The sequence below is a fragment of the Cupriavidus sp. SHE genome (genome assembly GCF_000812445.1).
GTDB lineage: Bacteria > Pseudomonadota > Gammaproteobacteria > Burkholderiales > Burkholderiaceae > Cupriavidus > Cupriavidus metallidurans.
On the sequence record NZ_JWMB01000025.1, the window covers coordinates 262733 to 281386 of the forward strand.

General features: G+C 63.0%; 12 protein-coding genes and 6 tRNA genes. 13 read left to right on the forward strand and 5 right to left on the reverse strand.

What is annotated here, in order from left to right:
- Positions 1–351 precede the first annotated feature (351 nt).
- Complete coding sequence (locus tag RN01_RS14795) at positions 352–2241, reverse strand: flagellin (protein ID WP_017513956.1); 1890 nt, start codon at positions 2239–2241, stop codon at positions 352–354.
- Between the two features lie 139 nt (positions 2242–2380).
- The gene (locus RN01_RS14800; protein ID WP_017513955.1) at positions 2381–4354 is read right to left on the reverse strand and encodes an alkyl/aryl-sulfatase; all 1974 of its coding nucleotides are present in this window, start codon (positions 4352–4354) and stop codon (positions 2381–2383) included.
- A gap of 104 nt (positions 4355–4458) precedes the next feature.
- On the opposite strand from RN01_RS14800, the gene RN01_RS14805 reads away from it, so the two are divergent.
- Positions 4459–5349, forward strand: a complete 891-nt coding sequence (locus tag RN01_RS14805; RefSeq protein ID WP_017513954.1) for a LysR family transcriptional regulator — start codon at positions 4459–4461, stop codon at positions 5347–5349.
- Positions 5350–5411: 62 nt separating this feature from the next.
- Here RN01_RS14805 and fabI read toward each other — a convergent pair whose 3' ends face one another.
- Positions 5412–6194 (reverse strand): enoyl-ACP reductase FabI, encoded by a 783-nt coding sequence (gene fabI, locus RN01_RS14810; protein WP_008641690.1) that lies wholly within the window; start codon positions 6192–6194, stop codon positions 5412–5414.
- A 209-nt stretch (positions 6195–6403) separates the two neighbouring features.
- Here fabI and RN01_RS14815 point away from each other — a divergent pair, with 209 nt between their 5' ends.
- The 5 genes from RN01_RS14815 (at position 6404) to RN01_RS14835 (ending at position 13169) form a co-directional block, all read left to right on the forward strand.
- Positions 6404–8290, forward strand: coding sequence for an extracellular solute-binding protein (locus RN01_RS14815; protein WP_017514672.1), 1887 nt, complete (start codon positions 6404–6406; stop codon positions 8288–8290).
- A gap of 18 nt (positions 8291–8308) precedes the next feature.
- Complete coding sequence (locus RN01_RS14820; protein ID WP_011516852.1) at positions 8309–9358, forward strand: microcin C ABC transporter permease YejB; 1050 nt, start codon at positions 8309–8311, stop codon at positions 9356–9358.
- Positions 9355–10485 (forward strand): ABC transporter permease, encoded by a 1131-nt coding sequence (locus tag RN01_RS14825; protein WP_011516851.1) that lies wholly within the window; start codon positions 9355–9357, stop codon positions 10483–10485. The genes RN01_RS14820 and RN01_RS14825 overlap by 4 nt, the downstream gene beginning before the upstream one ends.
- Positions 10486–10493: 8 nt before the next feature.
- The gene (locus RN01_RS14830) at positions 10494–12131 is read left to right on the forward strand and encodes an ABC transporter ATP-binding protein (protein WP_024570428.1); all 1638 of its coding nucleotides are present in this window, start codon (positions 10494–10496) and stop codon (positions 12129–12131) included.
- A gap of 357 nt (positions 12132–12488) precedes the next feature.
- The gene (locus RN01_RS14835) at positions 12489–13169 is read left to right on the forward strand and encodes a C40 family peptidase (protein WP_008641698.1); all 681 of its coding nucleotides are present in this window, start codon (positions 12489–12491) and stop codon (positions 13167–13169) included.
- A 133-nt stretch (positions 13170–13302) separates the two neighbouring features.
- On the opposite strand, the gene RN01_RS14840 is transcribed toward RN01_RS14835, so the two are convergent.
- Complete coding sequence (locus RN01_RS14840; RefSeq protein ID WP_024570429.1) at positions 13303–14253, reverse strand: patatin-like phospholipase family protein; 951 nt, start codon at positions 14251–14253, stop codon at positions 13303–13305.
- A gap of 196 nt (positions 14254–14449) precedes the next feature.
- On the opposite strand from RN01_RS14840, the gene gltX reads away from it, so the two are divergent.
- The 7 genes from gltX (at position 14450) to RN01_RS14875 (ending at position 16912) form a co-directional block, all read left to right on the forward strand.
- Positions 14450–15847: a glutamate--tRNA ligase gene (gene gltX / locus RN01_RS14845; RefSeq protein ID WP_024570430.1), complete on the forward strand. Its 1398-nt coding sequence runs from the start codon at positions 14450–14452 to the stop codon at positions 15845–15847.
- Positions 15848–16055: 208 nt separating this feature from the next.
- Positions 16056–16131 (forward strand) — tRNA-Ala (locus tag RN01_RS14850).
- Between the two features lie 7 nt (positions 16132–16138).
- Positions 16139–16214 (forward strand) — tRNA-Glu (locus RN01_RS14855).
- 66 nt (positions 16215–16280) lie between these two features.
- Positions 16281–16357, forward strand: a tRNA-Asp gene (locus RN01_RS14860).
- Between the two features lie 150 nt (positions 16358–16507).
- Positions 16508–16583 (forward strand) — tRNA-Ala (locus tag RN01_RS14865).
- Positions 16584–16693: 110 nt separating this feature from the next.
- Positions 16694–16769, forward strand: a tRNA-Glu gene (locus RN01_RS14870).
- A gap of 66 nt (positions 16770–16835) precedes the next feature.
- Positions 16836–16912 (forward strand) — tRNA-Asp (locus RN01_RS14875).
- 207 nt (positions 16913–17119) lie between these two features.
- Here RN01_RS14875 and RN01_RS14880 read toward each other — a convergent pair.
- A complete protein-coding gene (locus tag RN01_RS14880) occupies positions 17120–18469 on the reverse strand; it encodes an MATE family efflux transporter (RefSeq protein WP_017515365.1) in 1350 nt (449 codons plus the stop codon).
- Positions 18470–18654 lie beyond the last annotated feature (185 nt).

The following is an 18654-nucleotide window of genomic DNA, read 5'->3' on the forward strand; positions in this document are numbered from 1 at the left end:
CGAGCCATATGCGGAAGGGATCTGTGAGTAGAAACAACGTCTATGTCGCCATCTACGTCGTAGCGATGGTGGGGCTGTCAGTCTGGGCGGTATGGCGCGACTTCGCGTCTCATCGACACTATTGGGCGCCTGGTGAGCAGTCGCCGGACAAGCCCGGAAGAATCGTACTGAGCGATCGGGAATCAGTGCTGCTGGAAAGGTACTGTGCGATGCATGGGGATTGTGATCGGCCGGGTGAACGGCGGGGGCGCTAGCGCCGGTGGGCTCTCCTTGTTGCCATTGGCCCGGCCCGCGATCGATTCCGCGACGTCAGCGGCGGGGCCTGTGCCATGCCGCTGACGTCGGCCGCAATCAGTTCCGGCCCAGCAGCGAAAGCACCGACTGAGACTGCTGGTTGGCCTGTGCCAGCATGGCCGTGGCGGCCTGGCTGACGATCTGGGAGGCAGTCATCTTCGAGACCTCGGCCGCATAGTCGGCGTCCTCAATCCGTGAACGTGCCGTATCCAGGTTGGTGGCGGTCGTCTGTTGGGCGTTGGTGATTGAATCGAGCCGATTCTGCGCCGCACCCAGCAGGCTGCGCTGGGCGTCGACGGCAGCGAGCGCCCGATCAAGCGTCGCCAGCGGATCGAGCGGCTGCTTAAGACGGATGCCTTCGCCGGCTTCCACCACATTGAGCACCGTCGTGTTGGTGGAGGCGTCGGTCAGCGCCGTGAACGTCAGCGGGTAGAAGATCAGCACGTCTTCGCTGCCGTTGACGGTGCGGATGTACTGCGAACCGTCCTGCGCGGTCACCAGCGTGCCGGTCTTGGCCGACTGCGGGAGGTTGAACACGTAGTTGCCGCTGGCGTCGAGCCCGAGCACGTTGCCATAGGTCACCCCGTTTCGATCGGTGTAGTTGACCGAGACCTTTGCCGGGTCGATGGTCACCGTCGAATCGCCGCTGACCGACGGCAAGTCCGTGAACGACTGGTAGGTGGTGCTCACCGCCCTGGCTGTCATGGTCCGCGTGGTGCCGTCGTCGCTCATCGTGAGCGCTGCATCGTGATAGCGGAAATTGCCGCCGCCCGTATCCACCTCGATCACATAGGTGCCGTTGTTGCGTTGAAGCAGGCGCGAGGCGGATGCGCTGAGGCTGACGCCGCTGGCGTCTTGGAACGCGACAGGGTCGGTGGCAGGGTCCACGGGCGGCGTTTGCGTGACAGTTGCCGGCAGCGTGGAGAAATCCGCCGCGGTCAGCGGCGACGTCATGTCGGCGGCCTTTGCGGTGACCGTTCCCGAGGTGCCGAAGCCGAGGCTGGCCTGATAGTAGTTGCCGGCCTTCAGGATGAAATAGCGGCCATCGTCGGCCTGGACCAGTGAAGCGCCGGCGATCGGCGCATTCGTGTTGTCAAGCAGGCTCGGCACGCCGATGGCGCGCGATGCCACCGCCGCCGGGCTTTGGAACACTGGCGGGCCTGACGGAGAGAGCGCGACGTCGCTGAGTCCCGTTACCGTATCGGTCGTCGGCCGGTACCCCACTTGCTGATAGGTTGGCTTGCCGGCGCCGTCCACGTCCTGCACATAGATGGTGCCGCTGACGTCCCGCACGAGGTTGGGGCTCGTGCTGCCCGCCGGCCAGTGGACGGTGGTGGTCGGGCTGTCGATCATGACGTTGGTACTGCGGCCCTGGAGCACGCTAAGGCTGCTGACGGTGCCGGGCAGCCCGGCGATCGTGAAGTCCTTCAGGCCCAGGGCGTTGACGCCAAAGCCGGAACCACCGAGGTTCACGGACAACTTGTCCGAATCGTTCGCGCCGACCTGCAGGTTGACCATGCCAGCGCTGCCGTCCAGCAGCCGCAAGCCGTTGAACGTGGACTGCTGCGTGAGGCGGTCGATTTCCTTCAGGTTCGCATTGATTTCGGCCTGGACCGCATCTGTATCCGTGAGCGAAAGTGTGCCGTTAAGGCCCTGAACGCTCAGGTCCCGGATGCGCTGCAGGCGTGCGCTCAGGGAGTCAAGGGCACCGCTGGCGGTCTCCAGCATGGATTGCCCGTCGCCCGCATTTCGTCGTGCCTGGTTCAGCCCACTGACTTGCACCCGCATTCGGCTGGCAATGGCCAGGCCCGCTGCGTCGTCCCGCGCGGAGTTGATTCGCAGCCCGGAAGACAGGCGTCGAATGGTGTCGCCCACTGCGTTGCCCGCTTTCCCCGCCTGCAGGGATGCGCTGAGCGCCAGGACATTGCTGGCGATGGTAAGGGCCATGACTCGTGCTGGTTATTGTTATGACATTTAGCACGGTTATCGACACATCTGACGTTTGGCTTGAATGTAGCGTTCCCACACCAAAGCAGGGGATGCGAGCCGCCGGCTCGAGCTGGAGCCGGCGTGGCGAACCGCGTGGTTACTTCTGGTATCCGTGCGGCGTGACGATATTGAAGGCCGGGTCGAACGTGTCGAGCATGGCGAACAGGCCCGCCACGGCCTGCGGGTTGCCATCGATGCGTATCGCGCCCGACTGCATGGCCTGCGGCAGGGTGAGCTGCTTCAGGCTGATCTTGTCGAGCGTGGCCTTGGTCAGCGTGATCGTGGCGGTCGGCTGCGCGTGCTGGGCATCGGCCACGTAGGTCAGCGCGCTGTTGCGCAGCGTCATCGCGTAGCGCTGGTTCAGGTCGGTGAACTGCCAGTTCAGCGTCATGGCCTTGCCGGCGGCCTTGTCCGCGTTCAGGCGCACGGCCAGGTAGTCGAAGAAATTCGGCACCGTCAGCGCGCGCACGAGATCGGCCGAGCCGAGCGAGCTGCCCTGCAGCTTGGGCACGCCATCGCGAAGTTCCTGGGCGCCGGTCAGGTAGATGTTGCGCCACGTGGCGTTCTCGCTCTGGTAGCCAAGCTGTTCCAGCGCATCGGCCTGAAGCGCACGCGCCGCGGCGTTCGATGGATCGGCGAAGACCAGGTCATTGCCGATCTGCGCCACCCAGCGGTAGTCGCCCCGCGCATAGGCCTCGCGGGCCTTGGCCAGCACGGCATCGGCGCCGCCCATCCATTCGATGGTCTTCCTGGCCGTTTGCTCGGGCGGCAGCGGGTTCAGGTGGGCCGGGTTGCCATCGTAGAAGCCCAGGTAGCGCTGGTAGACCGCGCGTACGTTATGGCTGACCGATCCGTAGTAGTCCCGTGCATACCACTTGCTGGCCAGTGGCTCGGGCAGCGTTTTGAGCGTGTCGGCGATCTCGAGCGGGGTCAGGCCCTGGTTCAGCAGCCGCAGGGTCTGGTCGTTCAGGTAGGCGTACATGTCGCGCTGGTCGGACAGCATCTCGACGATGCGTGCGTGGCCCCAGGTGGGCCAGTGATGCTGGCCGATCAGCACATCGGTCCGATCGCCGTAGCGCAATAGCGACTGGCTCAGGAAGTAAGACCATGCCTTGGCGTCGCGCACCTGCGCGCCGCGCAGCGTCAGCAGATTGTGCTGGGTGCGCACCGCGTTTTCGGCGATGCAAAGCGTGCGGAACTGCGGCAGATAGATGTTCATCTCCGCCGGCGCCTCGGTGCCCGGGGTGAGCTGGAATTCGAAGTCGATACCGTCGATCCGGCGGGTCTCGATCGGCTTGGTGATCGACGATGTGGGCGCCAGCAGCGTGATGGTGCCGCGCGCAGTGGCTTTGCCCAGGCCTGTATCGACCTGGCCTGTGGCGTTCTTCGGCAGGTTGGTGCCGTACATGTACTGCGCCCGTCGGCCCATCGCGCCGCCAGCCAGCACATTTTCGCTGACGGCTTCGTCCATGAAACCGTTCGGCGCCAGGATCTCGACCTTGCCGGACTTCACATCGTCCTCGCTGACGATGCCGCGTACCCCGCCGAAATGATCGACATGGCTGTGCGTATAGATCACGGTCAGCACGGGTTTGCGCGGACGGTGCGCGTAATAAAGGTCAAGCGCGGCCCGGGCGGTTTCCGCCGTGAGCAAGGTGTCGATGATGATCAGGCCGGTGTCGCCTTCGACGATGTTCATGTTTGCCAGGTCGGCGCCGCGCACCTGATAGACGCGGTCAGCCACCTTGAACAGGCCAGCTTCGTTGTTCAGTTGCGCCAGTCGCCAGAGGCTCGGGTTGACCGTGGGCGGGGCGTCCGCCGCCGATTCGAAGGCATAGGCGCTGAAGTCCCACGCCGTCTTGCCGTCGGCGCTCTTGATCGTCGGCTCGGGGAAGCGCGCCACGAGCCCGCGCTTGGCATCTTCGAAGTCGGCACGGTCGGCGAACGGCAGCTTGCGCAGCCATGCGGCGTTCGATTGCTCGGTCAGCGGAGTGGCGGGATTCGGGCCGGCGAGCGCGACGGACATCGTCAGCGCGGCGGAAGCAAGGACGGTCAAGCGGGCAATGCGCATGGGTAGGCTCTACAGGGCTGAGTCGGTAAAAGAGTCATTGGATGCGGTGCGGACATATAATTCAAGTGCAAATTTTGTATCGAAGCAATGCAATTTACGCATATATGAATCTCAAACGGCTTGAACATCTGGTCGCGGTGGCGGAGGAGGGCTCCCTGGCAGCCGCGGCGCGGCGGGTCCATCTGAGTCAGCCGGCGTTGACGCGAAGCATCCAGACACTGGAAGAGGAAGCGGGCGCGGTGCTGTTCGATCGCGGCACGCGCGGTGTGACGCTGACCGCTGTGGGGCGCATGGTCACCGAGCGCGCCCGGCGCATCCTGTTCGAGACGCACTGCCTGACCCGCGACCTGACACTGGTGCGGCAGCACGAGATCGGCAGCGTCCAGATCGGACTCGGCGCCTTTCCGGCAGCGATGCTGCTGCCGGAGGTGCTTTGCCTGCTGCACCGGGAATGGCCCGGGCTGCAGATTGCGACCGAGGTCAGCGATCCTCGCGCGCTGCTTGACGCATTGCGCGCCGAGCGGTTGGATTTCGTCGTGATCGAGCAGAGCACAGTGCCGACCCTGGCCGAGCTGGAAGTGCAGCGGTTGCCGGAGGAGTCGGCTGGCCTGTTCGTCCGGCAGGGGCATCCGCTGGCGGGGCGGCCCGTGTTGCTGCCGGCGCTAAGGGAGGCAGCGCTGGTATCGGTGGTGTTCCCGCCCGAAACGCACGAGCGGCTGCGCAAGGTGTTGCGCTGCAAGCCGGGGGAGGCACTGCCGTTTCAGGTCGAAAGCAACGATTTCCGGGCCCTGACCTATCTCGCCAAACATACCGATGCGGTGTTGCTGGCGCCAGCGCGTGCGGTCCGCGATGAGACGGCGGTGGGGAGTCTGGTGCCGCTCGACGTTCCGGGTCTGCCCGCCATGACAATGCAGTTCGCGGTCGTGCGGCTTGCGCAGCGGACGCTCTCGCCGGCCGCCGGGCGGGCCGTGGCGGCGATCGAGGCCGTAGCCTGAAGAAACAAAAAAGGCGCCCCGTGTTGGGGCGCCTGGATCGCTGGGGCGGTGCGAAGCCGGGATCAGTCCTCGACGGCCGTGCCCACGATGTTGTAGCCGCCGTCGACATACGTGATCTCGCCGGTCACGCCGCTGGCCAGATCCGACAGCAGGAAGGCCGCGACGTTGCCGACTTCCTCGATCGTCACGTTGCGACGGATCGGTGCCACGTCTTCGAAATGCTTGAGCAGGCGGCTGAAGTCCTTGATGCCCGAGGCGGCCAGGGTCTTGATCGGACCGGCCGAAATGCCGTTGGCACGCATCCCGCGCGGGCCGACCGCCGACGCCAGGTAGCGCACGCTGGCTTCGAGCGAAGCCTTGGCCAGGCCCATCGTGTTGTAGTTCGGTACCACACGCTCGGCGCCCAGATAGGTCAGCGTCAGCAGCGATGCCTTGTCGTTGAGCAGCGGCATCGCGGCCTTGGCCAGTGCCGGGAAGCTGTAGGCCGAGATGTCGTGCGCGATCCGGAAGCCTTCACGCGACAGCCCGTCCAGGAAGTTGCCGGCGATGGCTTCGCGCGGCGCGAAGCCGATCGAGTGCACCAGACCGTCGAACTTTTCCCAGCGCTGCCCCAGTGCGGCAAACGTGGCGTCGATCTGTTCGTCGCTGCCAACGTCGCACTCATAGATCATGTCGGAGCCGAATTCCTTGGCGAAGTCCGTGATGCGGTCCTTGAATCGTTCGCCGACATAAGTGAACGCCAGTTCCGCGCCTTCACGCTTGCACGCTGCTGCAATGCCGTAGGCGATCGAACGGTTCGAAAGCAAACCGGTAATCAGGATCCGCTTACCTGCCAGAAATCCCATAGATTCTCCAAATATGTGTGGGGCGGGCGTATTTTATGCGATGGCCCATGGCCGATGCACAATAAGCAAACTTTCCCGCTTTTGTTGCACCGCGTAGAGGGAATGTCCGGATGGCTGTTGGCCACCCGAACGCATGTAAAATTGTCGCACAACTTCGCCCGGCCACAAGCCGCCGGGCTGTCCTGGGCATTGTGGAGGTCTGCAACCGGATGCTGATTCGTGCACGTTGGCCGCTTCGGGCGGCAGGGCAGTGCTTCTGTCGACGCGCGGTAGTGCAAGGGTGGGCGGCGCTGTCGATCGTGCTGGCTTCGGGTTTTCCCTTATCTGCTTTCGCAGCCCACGGCTTTGCGCTCCACGGCGACCTCAAGTATCCGCCGGACTTCAAGCATTTCGACTACGTCAATGCCGATGCCCCGCAGGGAGGCACGCTGACCCTGGCCAACCCGGACCGCCGCACCAGTTTCGACAAGTTCAACCCGTTTACCCTGAAGGGCACGTCCGCGCCGGGGCTCAACGCCCTGATGTTCGAGTCGCTGCTGATCAGCAGCGCAGATGAGACTGCCAGCTCCTATGGCCTGCTGGCCGACGATGTCACGGTGGCGCCGGACGAGCTGTCGGTGACGTTCCATATTCGCCGCGAGGCACGCTTTGTCAACGGTGACCCCGTGCTGGCGTCGGACGTCAAGTATTCGTATGACATGCTGATGGGCAAGTTCGCGAGCCCGGGCTATCGCAGCATGTGCACCGACGTGAAAGCCGTGGTGGTGACCGGCGAACGCACGGTGCGGTTTGACTTCAAGCAACGCAATCCCGAACTGCCGCTGATCGTCGGCTCGCTCCCGGTGTTCTCGAAGAAGTGGACCGAGAAGGTATCGTTCGACAAGCTGACCTTCGAGGAGCCGATCACCAGCGGGCCGTACAAGATCGAACGCTACGACGCCGGGCGCGGCATCGTGTTCGCGCGCGACCCGAAGTACTGGGGCAAGGATCTGGCGGTACGCCGCGGCACGTTCAATTTCGGTCGGGTGGTCTACCGGCTCTACAAGGACGAAACGGCCAAGCTCGAGGCATTCAAGGCCGGCGAGTTCGACGCGATCGTCGAATATCGTTCGAAGAACTGGGCCAAGAGCTACGTCGGCAAGCGCTTCGAGGAAGGGGAACTGATCAAGACCGAGTTCCCGCACCGCAATGGCGCCGGGATGCAGGGCTTCGTGATGAACATGCGCAAGCCGATGTTCCAGGATGTGCGGGTGCGCCAGGCGCTGATCCTCGCGCTGGATTTCGAGTGGCTGAACCGGCAACTGTTCTACGGGGCCTACAAGCGGCTCGACAGCTGGTTCTCGAACAGCGAACTGGCTGCCAGCACCACCTTCGATGGCAAGCCGGGGCCGGGCGAACTAGCGTTGCTGGAGCCGCTGCGCGCCGAGTTGCCGGCCGAAGTGTTCGGCGCGGATGTCGTGCAGCCCACGACGAACCCGCCGCGCTCCCTGCGCGACAACCTGCGCGATGCGCGCCGGTTGCTGGCGCAGGCGGGGTGGACCTATTCGGATGGTGCACTGCGCAATGCCAAGGGCGAGGCGATGGTGTTCGAGTTCCTGGATGACGGCGGCGCCATGAGTCGGGTTATCACGGCGTACATCCGAAACCTGGAGAAGCTCGGCATCGAGGTGAACCAGCGCACCACGGACTTCGCGCTGTACCAGAAGCGGCTCGAGGATTTCGATTTCGACATGGTGTCGATCCGTTTCCCGGATTCCCAGAGCCCTGGCAACGAACTGCGCGACCGCTTCACGGCCGAAGCGGCGGGCACGCCTGGTTCCGACAACCTGTTCGGACTGAAATCGCCGGCGGTCGACAAGCTTGTCGACACGTTGCTGCACGCCCGGTCGCGCGATGAACTGATTACCGCCGGCCGCGCGCTCGACCGCGTGCTGATGCATGGCTACTACATCGTGCCAAACTGGTACAGTGCGTTCCATCGTGTGGCATATCGCAAGGAGATGGCGTACCCGACGCGTCTGCCGTACTTCTACACGGCGGAAGGCTGGATCCTCTCCAACTGGTGGCGCAATGACCTGGTGCCAAAGACCCAGTAATCCCGAACCCGGACGGCCATGCTTGCCTATCTGTTGAAGCGCATTCTGCTGATGATTCCGACGTTGATCGGTGTCATTACGCTTACGTTCGTCGTGATCCAGTTCGTGCCCGGCGGCCCAGTCGAGCAGATGATGCTCGAGATGAAAGGGCGGGGCGGTGCTGCCGAGGCCAGCGGCGGCGGTGCCGAGTATCGCGGCCGTCGCGGCGTGGACCCGGACAAGATCAAGGAGATCCAGGCGCTGTACGGCTTCGACAAGCCGCCGATCGAGCGCTATTTCCTGATGCTCAAGCGCTTTGCAAAGTTTGACCTCGGCCAGAGCTACTTCCAGCACCGCAGCGTCTGGGAACTGGTGAAGTCGAAGATGCCGGTGTCGATCAGCCTGGGGCTCTGGACATTCTTCCTGACCTATCTGATATCGGTGCCGCTGGGCATCTCCAAGGCAATCCGGGCCGGCAGCCGCTTCGACGTGATCAGCAGCATGATCGTGCTGGTGGGATATGCGATCCCCGGCTTCGTGCTTGGCGTGCTGCTGCTGGTGCTGTTTGGCGGCGGCACGTTCGTGCAGTGGTTCCCGCTGCGCGGCCTGACCTCCGATGACTGGGACCAGCTGTCGCTCATGGGCAAGGTGATGGATTACCTCTGGCACCTGGTGCTGCCGATCACGGCATCGGTCGTGGGCAGCTTCGCCGTGGTCACCATGCTGACCAAGAATGCGTTCCTGGAGGAAATCCGCAAGCAGTACGTGCTGACCGCGCGGGCCAAGGGCCTGTCCGAGCACCGCGTGCTCTGGAAGCATGTGTTCCGTAACGCGCTGATTCCGCTCGTGACTGGGTTCCCGGCGGCGTTTATCGGCGCGTTCTTCACCGGCTCGCTGCTGATCGAGACACTGTTCTCGCTCGACGGGCTGGGTCTGCTGTCCTATGAGGCGGTGCTGCGTCGTGACTACCCCGTGGTGCTCGGCACGCTATACCTGTTCACGCTGATCGGTCTGGTGACGCGCCTGATTTCGGACATTTGCTACGTGATGGTCGATCCTCGTATTCACTTCGAGGGGATGCATCGATGAATCCCTTCAAACGCGCCCCAATCCAGAACGGGCTGCCGCACTCGCTGTCTCCGCGCCAGCGCGCCTGGCAACGGTTCCGTCGCAACCGGCTTGGCTACTGGAGCCTGATCCTGTTCGTGGCGCTGTTCGTGCTGAGCCTGTGCGCCGAGGTGCTGTCGAGCGACCGGCCGCTGTTGGTCCGCTACAAGGGCGAGTACTACCTGCCGATCGCCAAGGTCTACCCGGAAACCACGTTCGACGGCGATTTCCCGACGCGCACCGACTATCTCGATCCGTTCATCCTTGAACGAATCACGACGCATGGCAATTTCGCGATTTTTCCGCTGAACCGCTATTCGTACGATTCGATCAATTACTTCGCCAAGGAGCCGAATCCGGCGCCGCCCTCGGCGGAAAACTGGCTTGGCACCGATGACCGTGGCCGCGATGTGCTGGCTCGTTTGCTATATGGATTCCGCGTATCCGTGCTGTTCGGGCTGGCGCTGACCGTCATCGGCGTGCTGGTCGGCACGCTGACGGGCGCGCTGATGGGATTCTTCGGCGGCCGGTTCGACCTCATGTCGCAACGCGCGATCGAGATATGGGGCTCGATGCCCGAGCTGTACCTGCTGATCATCTTTGCCTCGATCTTCGAGCCGAGTCTGGCGCTGCTGATCATCCTGCTGTCGCTGTTTGGCTGGATGGGGCTGTCCGACTACGTACGCGCCGAGTTCTACCGCAATCGCTCGCTCGACTACGTCAAGTCGGCCCGCGCGCTGGGGTTGTCGAATGTGCAGATCATGTGGCGGCATATCCTGCCGAACAGCCTGACGCCGGTGATCACGTTCCTGCCGTTCCGGATGAGCGCGGCGATTCTGGCGCTCACGAGTCTGGATTTCCTCGGTCTTGGCGTGCCGCCGACCACGCCTAGCCTGGGCGAGCTGCTGGCGCAGGGCAAGGCAAATCTCGATGCGTGGTGGATTTCCCTGTCGACCTTCGCAGTGCTGGTGCTGACACTGCTGCTGCTGACGTTCATGGGAGACGCGCTGCGCGATGCGTTCGACACGCGCATGGGTCTGGCCCAGATGCGCGGCCGCGTGGCGCCGAAGGTGCCGGCACGTGGCGGGGCAGCGGAGGCCGTCCGATGAGCACGGCCATGACCTTTACCGAACCGGCGGCAGTGCCAGCACCGGGTACCAAGCTAATGTGCGTGGACCGCCTGTCGGTCACCTTCGGAGAGGGCGAGCACGCCACGCGCGCGGTGCGCGAAGTGAGTTTCGACCTTCGGGCCGGCGAGCGCTACGCGCTGGTCGGCGAATCGGGCTCGGGCAAGACCGTGACCGCGCTGGCGATGCTTCGACTGGTCGAGGATGCGCACTATCAGGGCTCGATCCGTTTCGAGGGCGAGGATCTGCTGCAGGTGTCCGATCGCGAGATGCGCCGCATTCGCGGGTCGGAGATCGCCATGATCTTTCAGGAGCCCATGACGGCGCTTAACCCGCTCTACACGATTGGTAACCAGATCGTGGAGACGCTGGCGCTGCACGAAGGGCTGGACCGCCGGGCTGCCCGCGATCGCGCGATTGCGCTGCTCGAGCGCACCGGCATCACCGATGCGCCCAACCGTTTCAATAGCTTCCCGCACCAGTTGTCGGGTGGCCAGCGTCAGCGCGCGATGATCGCCATGGCGCTCGCGTGCCGCCCCAAGCTGCTGCTGGCCGACGAGCCGACCACCGCGCTGGACGTGACCATCCGGGCCCAGATCCTGGATCTGTTGCGCGACCTGCAGGCCGAGTTCGGCATGGCGGTGATGCTGATCACGCACGATCTGAACATGGTCAGGGCGTTCGCCCAGCGCGTGGGCGTGATGGAAAAGGGCGTCCTGGTCGAGACGGGCGAGACCACCGAGGTCTTTTCCAATCCGCACCATCCCTACACACGCAAGTTGATCGACAGTCGGCCCCGGCGCGAGGTGTTGCCGCTGGTGCCGCTGGCCCCGGTGCTGCTGGAGACCGATGCGCTGTGCGTCAACTACATGAAGAAGCGTCCTGGCATGGCGGGCTGGTTCCTCAAGGAAGCATTCCCGGCCGTGAAGGAGGTGAACCTGCAGTTGCGCGAAGGGGAAACGGTCGGGATCGTAGGGGAGTCGGGCTCAGGCAAGACGACGCTGGCTCACGCCGTGCTCGCGCTCCAGCGCAAGAGTAGCGGCACGATCCAGTTCCTGGGCCGGAGCTTCGATACCTGCACGGGCAAGGAGCGCAGCGCATTGCGCTCGCGGATGCAGGTGGTATTCCAGGACCCGTTCGGGTCGCTGTCTCCCCGGATGACGATCGAGCAGATCGTGGAGGAGGGGCTCGCGCTGCACCAGCCGGGCCTGTCGCGCGAGGCAACGCGTGAGCGCGTGATCGAGGCACTGCGCGAAGTGGGGCTCGACCGCACCGCGCTGGGGCGCTACCCGCACGAGTTCTCGGGCGGCCAGCGGCAACGCATCGCCATTGCCCGGGTGCTGATCCTGAAACCGCAGGTGCTGGTGCTGGATGAGCCGACTTCTGCACTTGACGTGTCGATCCAGCAGCAGGTGCTGGCTCTGCTGTCACAGCTCCAGCACAAGTACAACCTCAGCTATCTCTTTATCAGTCACGACTTGGCCGTGATTCGCGCCATGGCGCACCGGGTCGTGGTGATGAAGAACGGCGAGGTCGTGGAGTCGGGCGAGACCGAAACGGTGCTCGGCGCACCGCAGCATTCGTATACACGCAAGCTGATGGCGGCGGCCCAGCTAGGTGTGGCTTGATTTGATGTGCGTCGCATCATGCATTGACACGCCGACGTAACATGCGCTGTTTATGCGAAAACCAAGAAACTGGATGCGTTTTTTGCGCTAGTTCGTTGATTTGCAGGCGATTTGAGGGAAATTTGTAACCATCTTTGACATGTCAAGGGCGGCTACTTTAAGATCGCCCGATAAGTTTTTTGGGGGTGGTTCGTCCGCCGCGTGAGGTCTTGGGGAAGACCAGCAGTGCACGCGGCTGGTGCGAGACGGGAGCTTTTCTACTGGCGTGCTTCTTGCGTCCGATCCGCCCTGATGTTTTCACGCTGTCCGGTGTTGTCTTACTCGCCGGTCAGATTTGTCCGATCATCAGGAGAACCAATGCAGCGAACGGTACTTCATTCCCTGGCGCGCGCCGCCGTTGGAATTGCCATTGTCTGCGGTGCGACTGTGTCGAATGGAGTGCTGGCGGATACGGTGTTCAAGGATACCGACGCCCGGATCGATGCCCGTGCAGATGTCACGGACGCGCATCCGGAAGGCAAGCGTGGCTTGCTGTCGTCGATGATGAACTCCACCAGCAATGTCGCCACGAAAGCTGGCGACCTGGTCATGAACGCGCTGGGTCTGATCGGTGTTCGTTATCGCTTCGGCGGTAACAGCCCCGAGTCGGGTCTGGACTGCAGCGGCTTCGTCCGCTACGTGTTCAACGACACCTTCGGCTTCATGTTGCCCCGTCGCTCCGTCGAAATGAGCCAGGTTGGTGCCACGGTTGCGGCGAACGATCTGCGGCCCGGCGATCTGGTGTTCTTCAACACCATGCGCCACACGTTCTCGCACGTCGGCATCTATATTGGCGACAACAAGTTCGTGCACGCGCCGTCCACCGGCAGCAAGATCCGTGTCGATGACATGCGTGCCGCCTACTGGGTGACGCGCTACAACGGCGCCCGCCGCATCGACGATTCGGCGCGTGGCTCGGTCGAGAACACCAGCAACATGATCGAGACGCTCAAGCGTTACGATCCGAATGCCCAAGGCCGCTCGCTTTACGGTGGCTAAGTACGGCGCCTAAGGTTTGCGGCTGCTGAAGCGGCAAATCCCGAAGGCAAAACAAAAAAGGACTGCTCAGGCAGTCCTTTTTTGTTGCGCGCTGTTTGGGGGAGGGTGATGTTCGGGCGCGGCGGGTCGCCGCTTATTGCGTCGCGATGGTTCCGCCCGTCGTCGGACGATTGCGCGCGGCGGCCAGCTTTTCACGCAACGCCCCTAGTACCGCAGACGTGGCCTGCTCGCCAGCCAGGATCGCCCGATTGCGCGACGTGAAATCGCTGCCGCCCATATCCGGCAGGTCGGGCCGGATCACAACGTCGGCGCGCGCCAGCGCCATCTTGTTGATCGACTGCCCCATGATGGCCGTCGTCTGCAGCAGGACACCACTCTGCCCGCCATTTTTCTGGCTCGCCGGATCGGCGGAGATATTCACCGCGATCACGAAATCGGCGCCCATCTCGCGGGCGGCATCCACTGGTACCGGCTCCACCAGGCCACCATCGACGTAGTCGTGGCCGCCGATCGCCACCGGCTGGAATACGCCCGGGACACTGCTCGATGCGCGTACCGCCTGACCGGTATTGCCACGCCGGAACAAAATCCGCTCGCCGGTCTTGAGATCCGTGGCAACGATGCCGAGCGGCAGCTTCATCGACTCGATCGGACGATTCTTGACCAGGCGGTTGACGTAGTTCTGCAGCGCCTCGCCCTTGAGCCAGCCGCCGAAGCGTGTGCCGAAGGGCAGGGCCCAGTCGGCGATGGTCGCTTCGTCCATCGTCAGCGCGAGCTTGTTCAACGTAAAGCCATCCATGCCCGACGCGTAGAGTGCCGCTACCACTGAGCCCGCGCTGGTGCCCGTGACGATATCCGGGCGAATTCCCTGGGCTTCGAGCGCCTTGATCACGCCAATGTGCGCGAAGCCACGCGCCGCTCCGCCGCCGAGCGCCAGGCCGATGCGGATTGGCCGGGGCGGGTTGGTCGCCACGGGTGGCACGGCGGCAGTGGTGCCGGGGTTTGTCGCGTCCGGCTTGGGGCCGAAGGAGCAGGCTGCCAGCAGCATCGCTGCCGAGGCGCCCAGGAAGTTTCGTCGTTGCATCGAGGGAAGGAGATCTTGCTGGATGTGATGCTGGAGGCCCCGTGGGGGCCCCGCATCGCGTATGGCCGAGTGTCAGACTGGCGGCAGCATAAATGATTCCACGGCGGAGATCGTGTCGGGCAGCGCGTATAATGCAGCATTCCCTGACATCCGGCCTGCGCGCATCCGTGCGCGGGCCTTTTTGTTTCCCCGAACCATGACACAACGCGTCCGCACCCGCTTCGCACCGAGTCCGACCGGCTTCATCCACCTCGGCAATATTCGCTCCGCGTTTTATCCGTGGGCGTTTGCCCGCCGCATGAAGGGCGACTTCATCCTGCGTATCGAGGATACCGACGTCGAGCGTTCGACCGATGTTGCCGTCGACGTCATCCTGGAAAGCATGGCCTGGCTCGATCTGGACATCGACGAAGGTCCGTTCTATCAGATGCAGCGGATGGACCGGTATCGCGAGGTGGTACAGCAGATGCTCGACAACGAGCTGGCTTACCACTGCTATATGAGTACCGAGGAGCTCGACGCCTTGCGCGAAGCGCAGCGTGCTGCCGGCGAAAAGCCGCGGTACAACGGCTTCTGGCGTCCGGAGCCGGGCAAGGTGCTGCCCGAGCCGCCGGCTGGCGTGCAGCCCGTGGTGCGATTCAAGAACCCGATCGGCGGCAGCGTCGTGTGGGACGACGCTGTGAAGGGCCGCATCGAGATCTCGAATGATGAACTCGACGATCTCGTCATCGCCCGCCCCGATGGCACACCGACCTACAACTTCTGCGTGGTGGTGGATGACCTCGACATGAAGATCACCCACGTGATCCGGGGCGATGACCACGTCAACAACACGCCGCGGCAGATCAACATCTGCCGCGCCCTGGGTGGCGAGGTGCCGGTCTACGCCCACCTGCCCACCGTGCTCAACGAGCAGGGCGAGAAGATGAGTAAGCGTCATGGCGCGCTGCCCGTCACGGGATATCGGGATGAGGGCTATCTGCCGGAGGCCGTGCTGAACTATCTGGCGCGACTGGGCTGGGCGCATGGCGATGCCGAGATCTTCTCGCGCGAACAGTTCGTCGAATGGTTCGATCTGGAGCACCTGGGCAAGTCCCCGGCGCAATACAACCCGGAAAAGCTGGCGTGGCTCAACAACCACTACATCAAGGTTGGTGACAACACGCGTCTGGCAGACCTGACGCGTCCGTTCATCGAGGCGCTCGGCGGCAAGGTCGAAGGCGCGAACCTGGTGGACGTGATCGCGCTGGTCAAGGATCGCGCGAACACGCTGAAGGAAGTGGCGCAGACCGCGATGTTGTTCTATCGCGGCGAGCCGCAGGCCGATGCGGCGCTGAAGTTGGAACATCTGACGGACGAGATTCGCCCCGCGCTGCAGGCACTGGCCACGCAACTCGCGGCGCTGCCGGAGTGGAAGCGCGAAGCGATTAGTGCCGTGTTCAAGGCAGTGCTGGCCGAGTTCGGCCTGAAGATGCCGAAGCTGGCGATGCCGGTGCGCCTGCTGGTGGCGGGGCAGTTGCAGACGCCGAGCATCGACGCGGTGCTTGAACTGTTCGGTCGCGACACGGTGCTGCGCCGTCTGGCTGCAGCGTAAAAAACTGCTGAAAAAGTCTCGGCTGGGGCTTGCGCTCTGGTCGAGACTTCAGCATAATCTCGTTCTCCCTGCTGCAAGACGCGAGTCAAGCAGAACGGTTGCAAAACCGAACGGGGCTTGCAAAACGGTGAGAATGCTTTATAATCGCCGCTTCGCCAGAAACGCAGTAAATCTGGTGAGCAAGATTGCAGTAAATGGCAGTAACTATGGGGCTATAGCTCAGCTGGGAGAGCGCTTGCATGGCATGCAAGAGGTCAGCGGTTCGATCCCGCTTAGCTCCACCAAGTTTCTGTCCCCTTCGTCTAGAGGCCTAGGACATCACCCTTTCACGGTGAGTACAGGGGTTCGAATCCCCTAGGGGACGCCAGATGTTGGACGTAATCAAACGTCCAGTTGGCTGTCCGGAGCGAAGCTTCGGGTAGCAACCGACAATGGAGCGGTAGTTCAGTTGGTTAGAATACCGGCCTGTCACGCCGGGGGTCGCGGGTTCGAGTCCCGTCCGCTCCGCCAGACTGAGCCCGCTTGGGTGAAACCAAGCGGGTTTTTATTTGGGTGAGAGGTGATTATCTGATAATCACCTTTCGATTTACCCGAGGCAAATTTTCAGCCTCAAAAAATCAAAGATGATCGTGCTGCAGTAATAGGGTGCGATTATAATTTGGGGCTATAGCTCAGCTGGGAGAGCGCTTGCATGGCATGCAAGAGGTCAGCGGTTCGATCCCGCTTAGCTCCACCAGAATTTCCGAGGCACGGATGCAGTAAAAAAAGTGCCTCAGATCGCGAAATCTCTGCTAAAATGGCGGACTTCGCAGCAGTAGACGGAAACGTTGCTTGCAAATAGTTTCTGTCCCCTTCGTCTAGAGGCCTAGGACATCACCCTTTCACGGTGAGTACAGGGGTTCGAATCCCCTAGGGGACGCCAGATGTTGGACGTAATCAAACGTCCAGTTGGCTGTCCGGAGCGAAGCTTCGGATAGCAACCGAAAAAGGAGCGGTAGTTCAGTTGGTTAGAATACCGGCCTGTCACGCCGGGGGTCGCGGGTTCGAGTCCCGTCCGCTCCGCCAAATTAGAAATGCCCGCGCAAGCGGGCATTTTTTTCGTCTGTACGGAACGGAACGGAGCGAGCCATCTGCGCGGCTCCTGGCCGGACTCGCAGAGATTCGCTTGCAAGCGAATCCGCAGCCTGTGGGATGTAGCCGAGTCCCGTCCGCTCCGCCAAATTAGAAATGCCCGCGCAAGCGGGCATTTTTTCTGTGCGCCATTGATTCGGGTTATCCAACGCGACTCACGCGCATGAAGTATCGAACCAGCAGCGTTCCGGCAATTGCCAGGCTGATGCTGTTGGCCAACCAGAAGCCCGATGCGCCGCGCGTGAAGGCGGGCAACGCATCGATCAGGCCGAAACCCATCACATAGCCGCCACCGAGCCCCACGCCCCAGAGTGAGCCGGCGTAGATCAGCGTCGGAATCAGCGCGATCTTGTACGCGCGCAGGATGAACGCGCTCATGACCTGTACAGCATCAAAGGCTTGATAGAACGCGACAAACAGCATCAGCGGCAATGCTTTGGCAATCACGGCCGGGTCGCTGACATAGGCATGCAGCAGCGGCTCGCGTAGCAGCCAGAGCAGCGTGCCGGTCAGTAGCGCGAGTCCGGCGCCCAAGCGAATGCCGCGCCAGCCGATACGACGTGCGGCAGCCATATCGCGTGCGCCTATGGACTGCGCGACGAGCGTCGAGGTCGCGATGGATAGCGAGAGCGGCATCATGTACGCCACAGCGCTGAGGTTGGCGATGATCTGATGCCCCGCAAGGGTATCGGTGCCCATGCGTGTGATGAAGATCGACATCAGGGTGAATGACGTGATCTCGATCAGGTAGGTGAGTCCCATCGGCAGCCCCAGGCGCAGAAGAGGCTGAATCCGGTCCCAGCGTGGCCACTCCCAACGCGTGAATATCTCCAGGGACCGGTACGCCGTACCGCGCAGCAGGATCGCCAGTCCGGACAGAAACCATATCCAGCTGATCAGCGTGGATGCCAGCGCGCAGCCTGGCCCGCCCATCGGGGCGAGGCCATAACCGCCTTCGATGAACCAGGCATTGAGTGGAATCTTGAGTGCCAGGCCAGCGATCTGCAGCACCGTCACCATGACGGGGCGAGATAGCGCATTGTTCAGCGCCATGTAGATGCGAAAACCCAGCGCTGCGGGCAGGCCGTATGCACCGATATGCAGATAGTGCGATGCTTTTTCGACCAACTCGGGTGGTGCTTTGGCGAATTCCAGCAACGGCGCGGGAAACAGCAGCAACAGCATGCCGGGGATGGCCAGCGCCACACCGAGCCATGCTGCCTGCCGTACCTCGGCGCCGATCTCCGCGGATCGGTTGGCGCCGTACAGCTGTCCCGCGACAGGCGCGAGCGCTTGCAGCACGCCCATCAGGCTGACGTAGACCGTGACATAGATCGATCCGCCCAAGCCAACAGCGGCAAGGTCGGTGGCCGAGGCACGGCCGGACATGATGGTGTCGATGACACCGAAGGCGATGACCGCCAGTTGTCCAACCAGCACGGGGGCGGCCAGATGGGTAATGCGACGAAGATCTTGCAGCGCGCTGCTCATCGTTCTTCTAGGGTAGGGGCCGGCCGCGTGCCAGCGGGTGGCAACGCCGTCCGGACGCTACCGGGCGGCGAATGCTCAGGGCTGACGCGGCAGCCGGCGCTGAATTGTCGGCCGTGGCGGGGGGGGGTGCGACAAATCGACGAGCCGGTACATGCGGAAGCGCTCGTCACGGTCGGCGGGGCGGC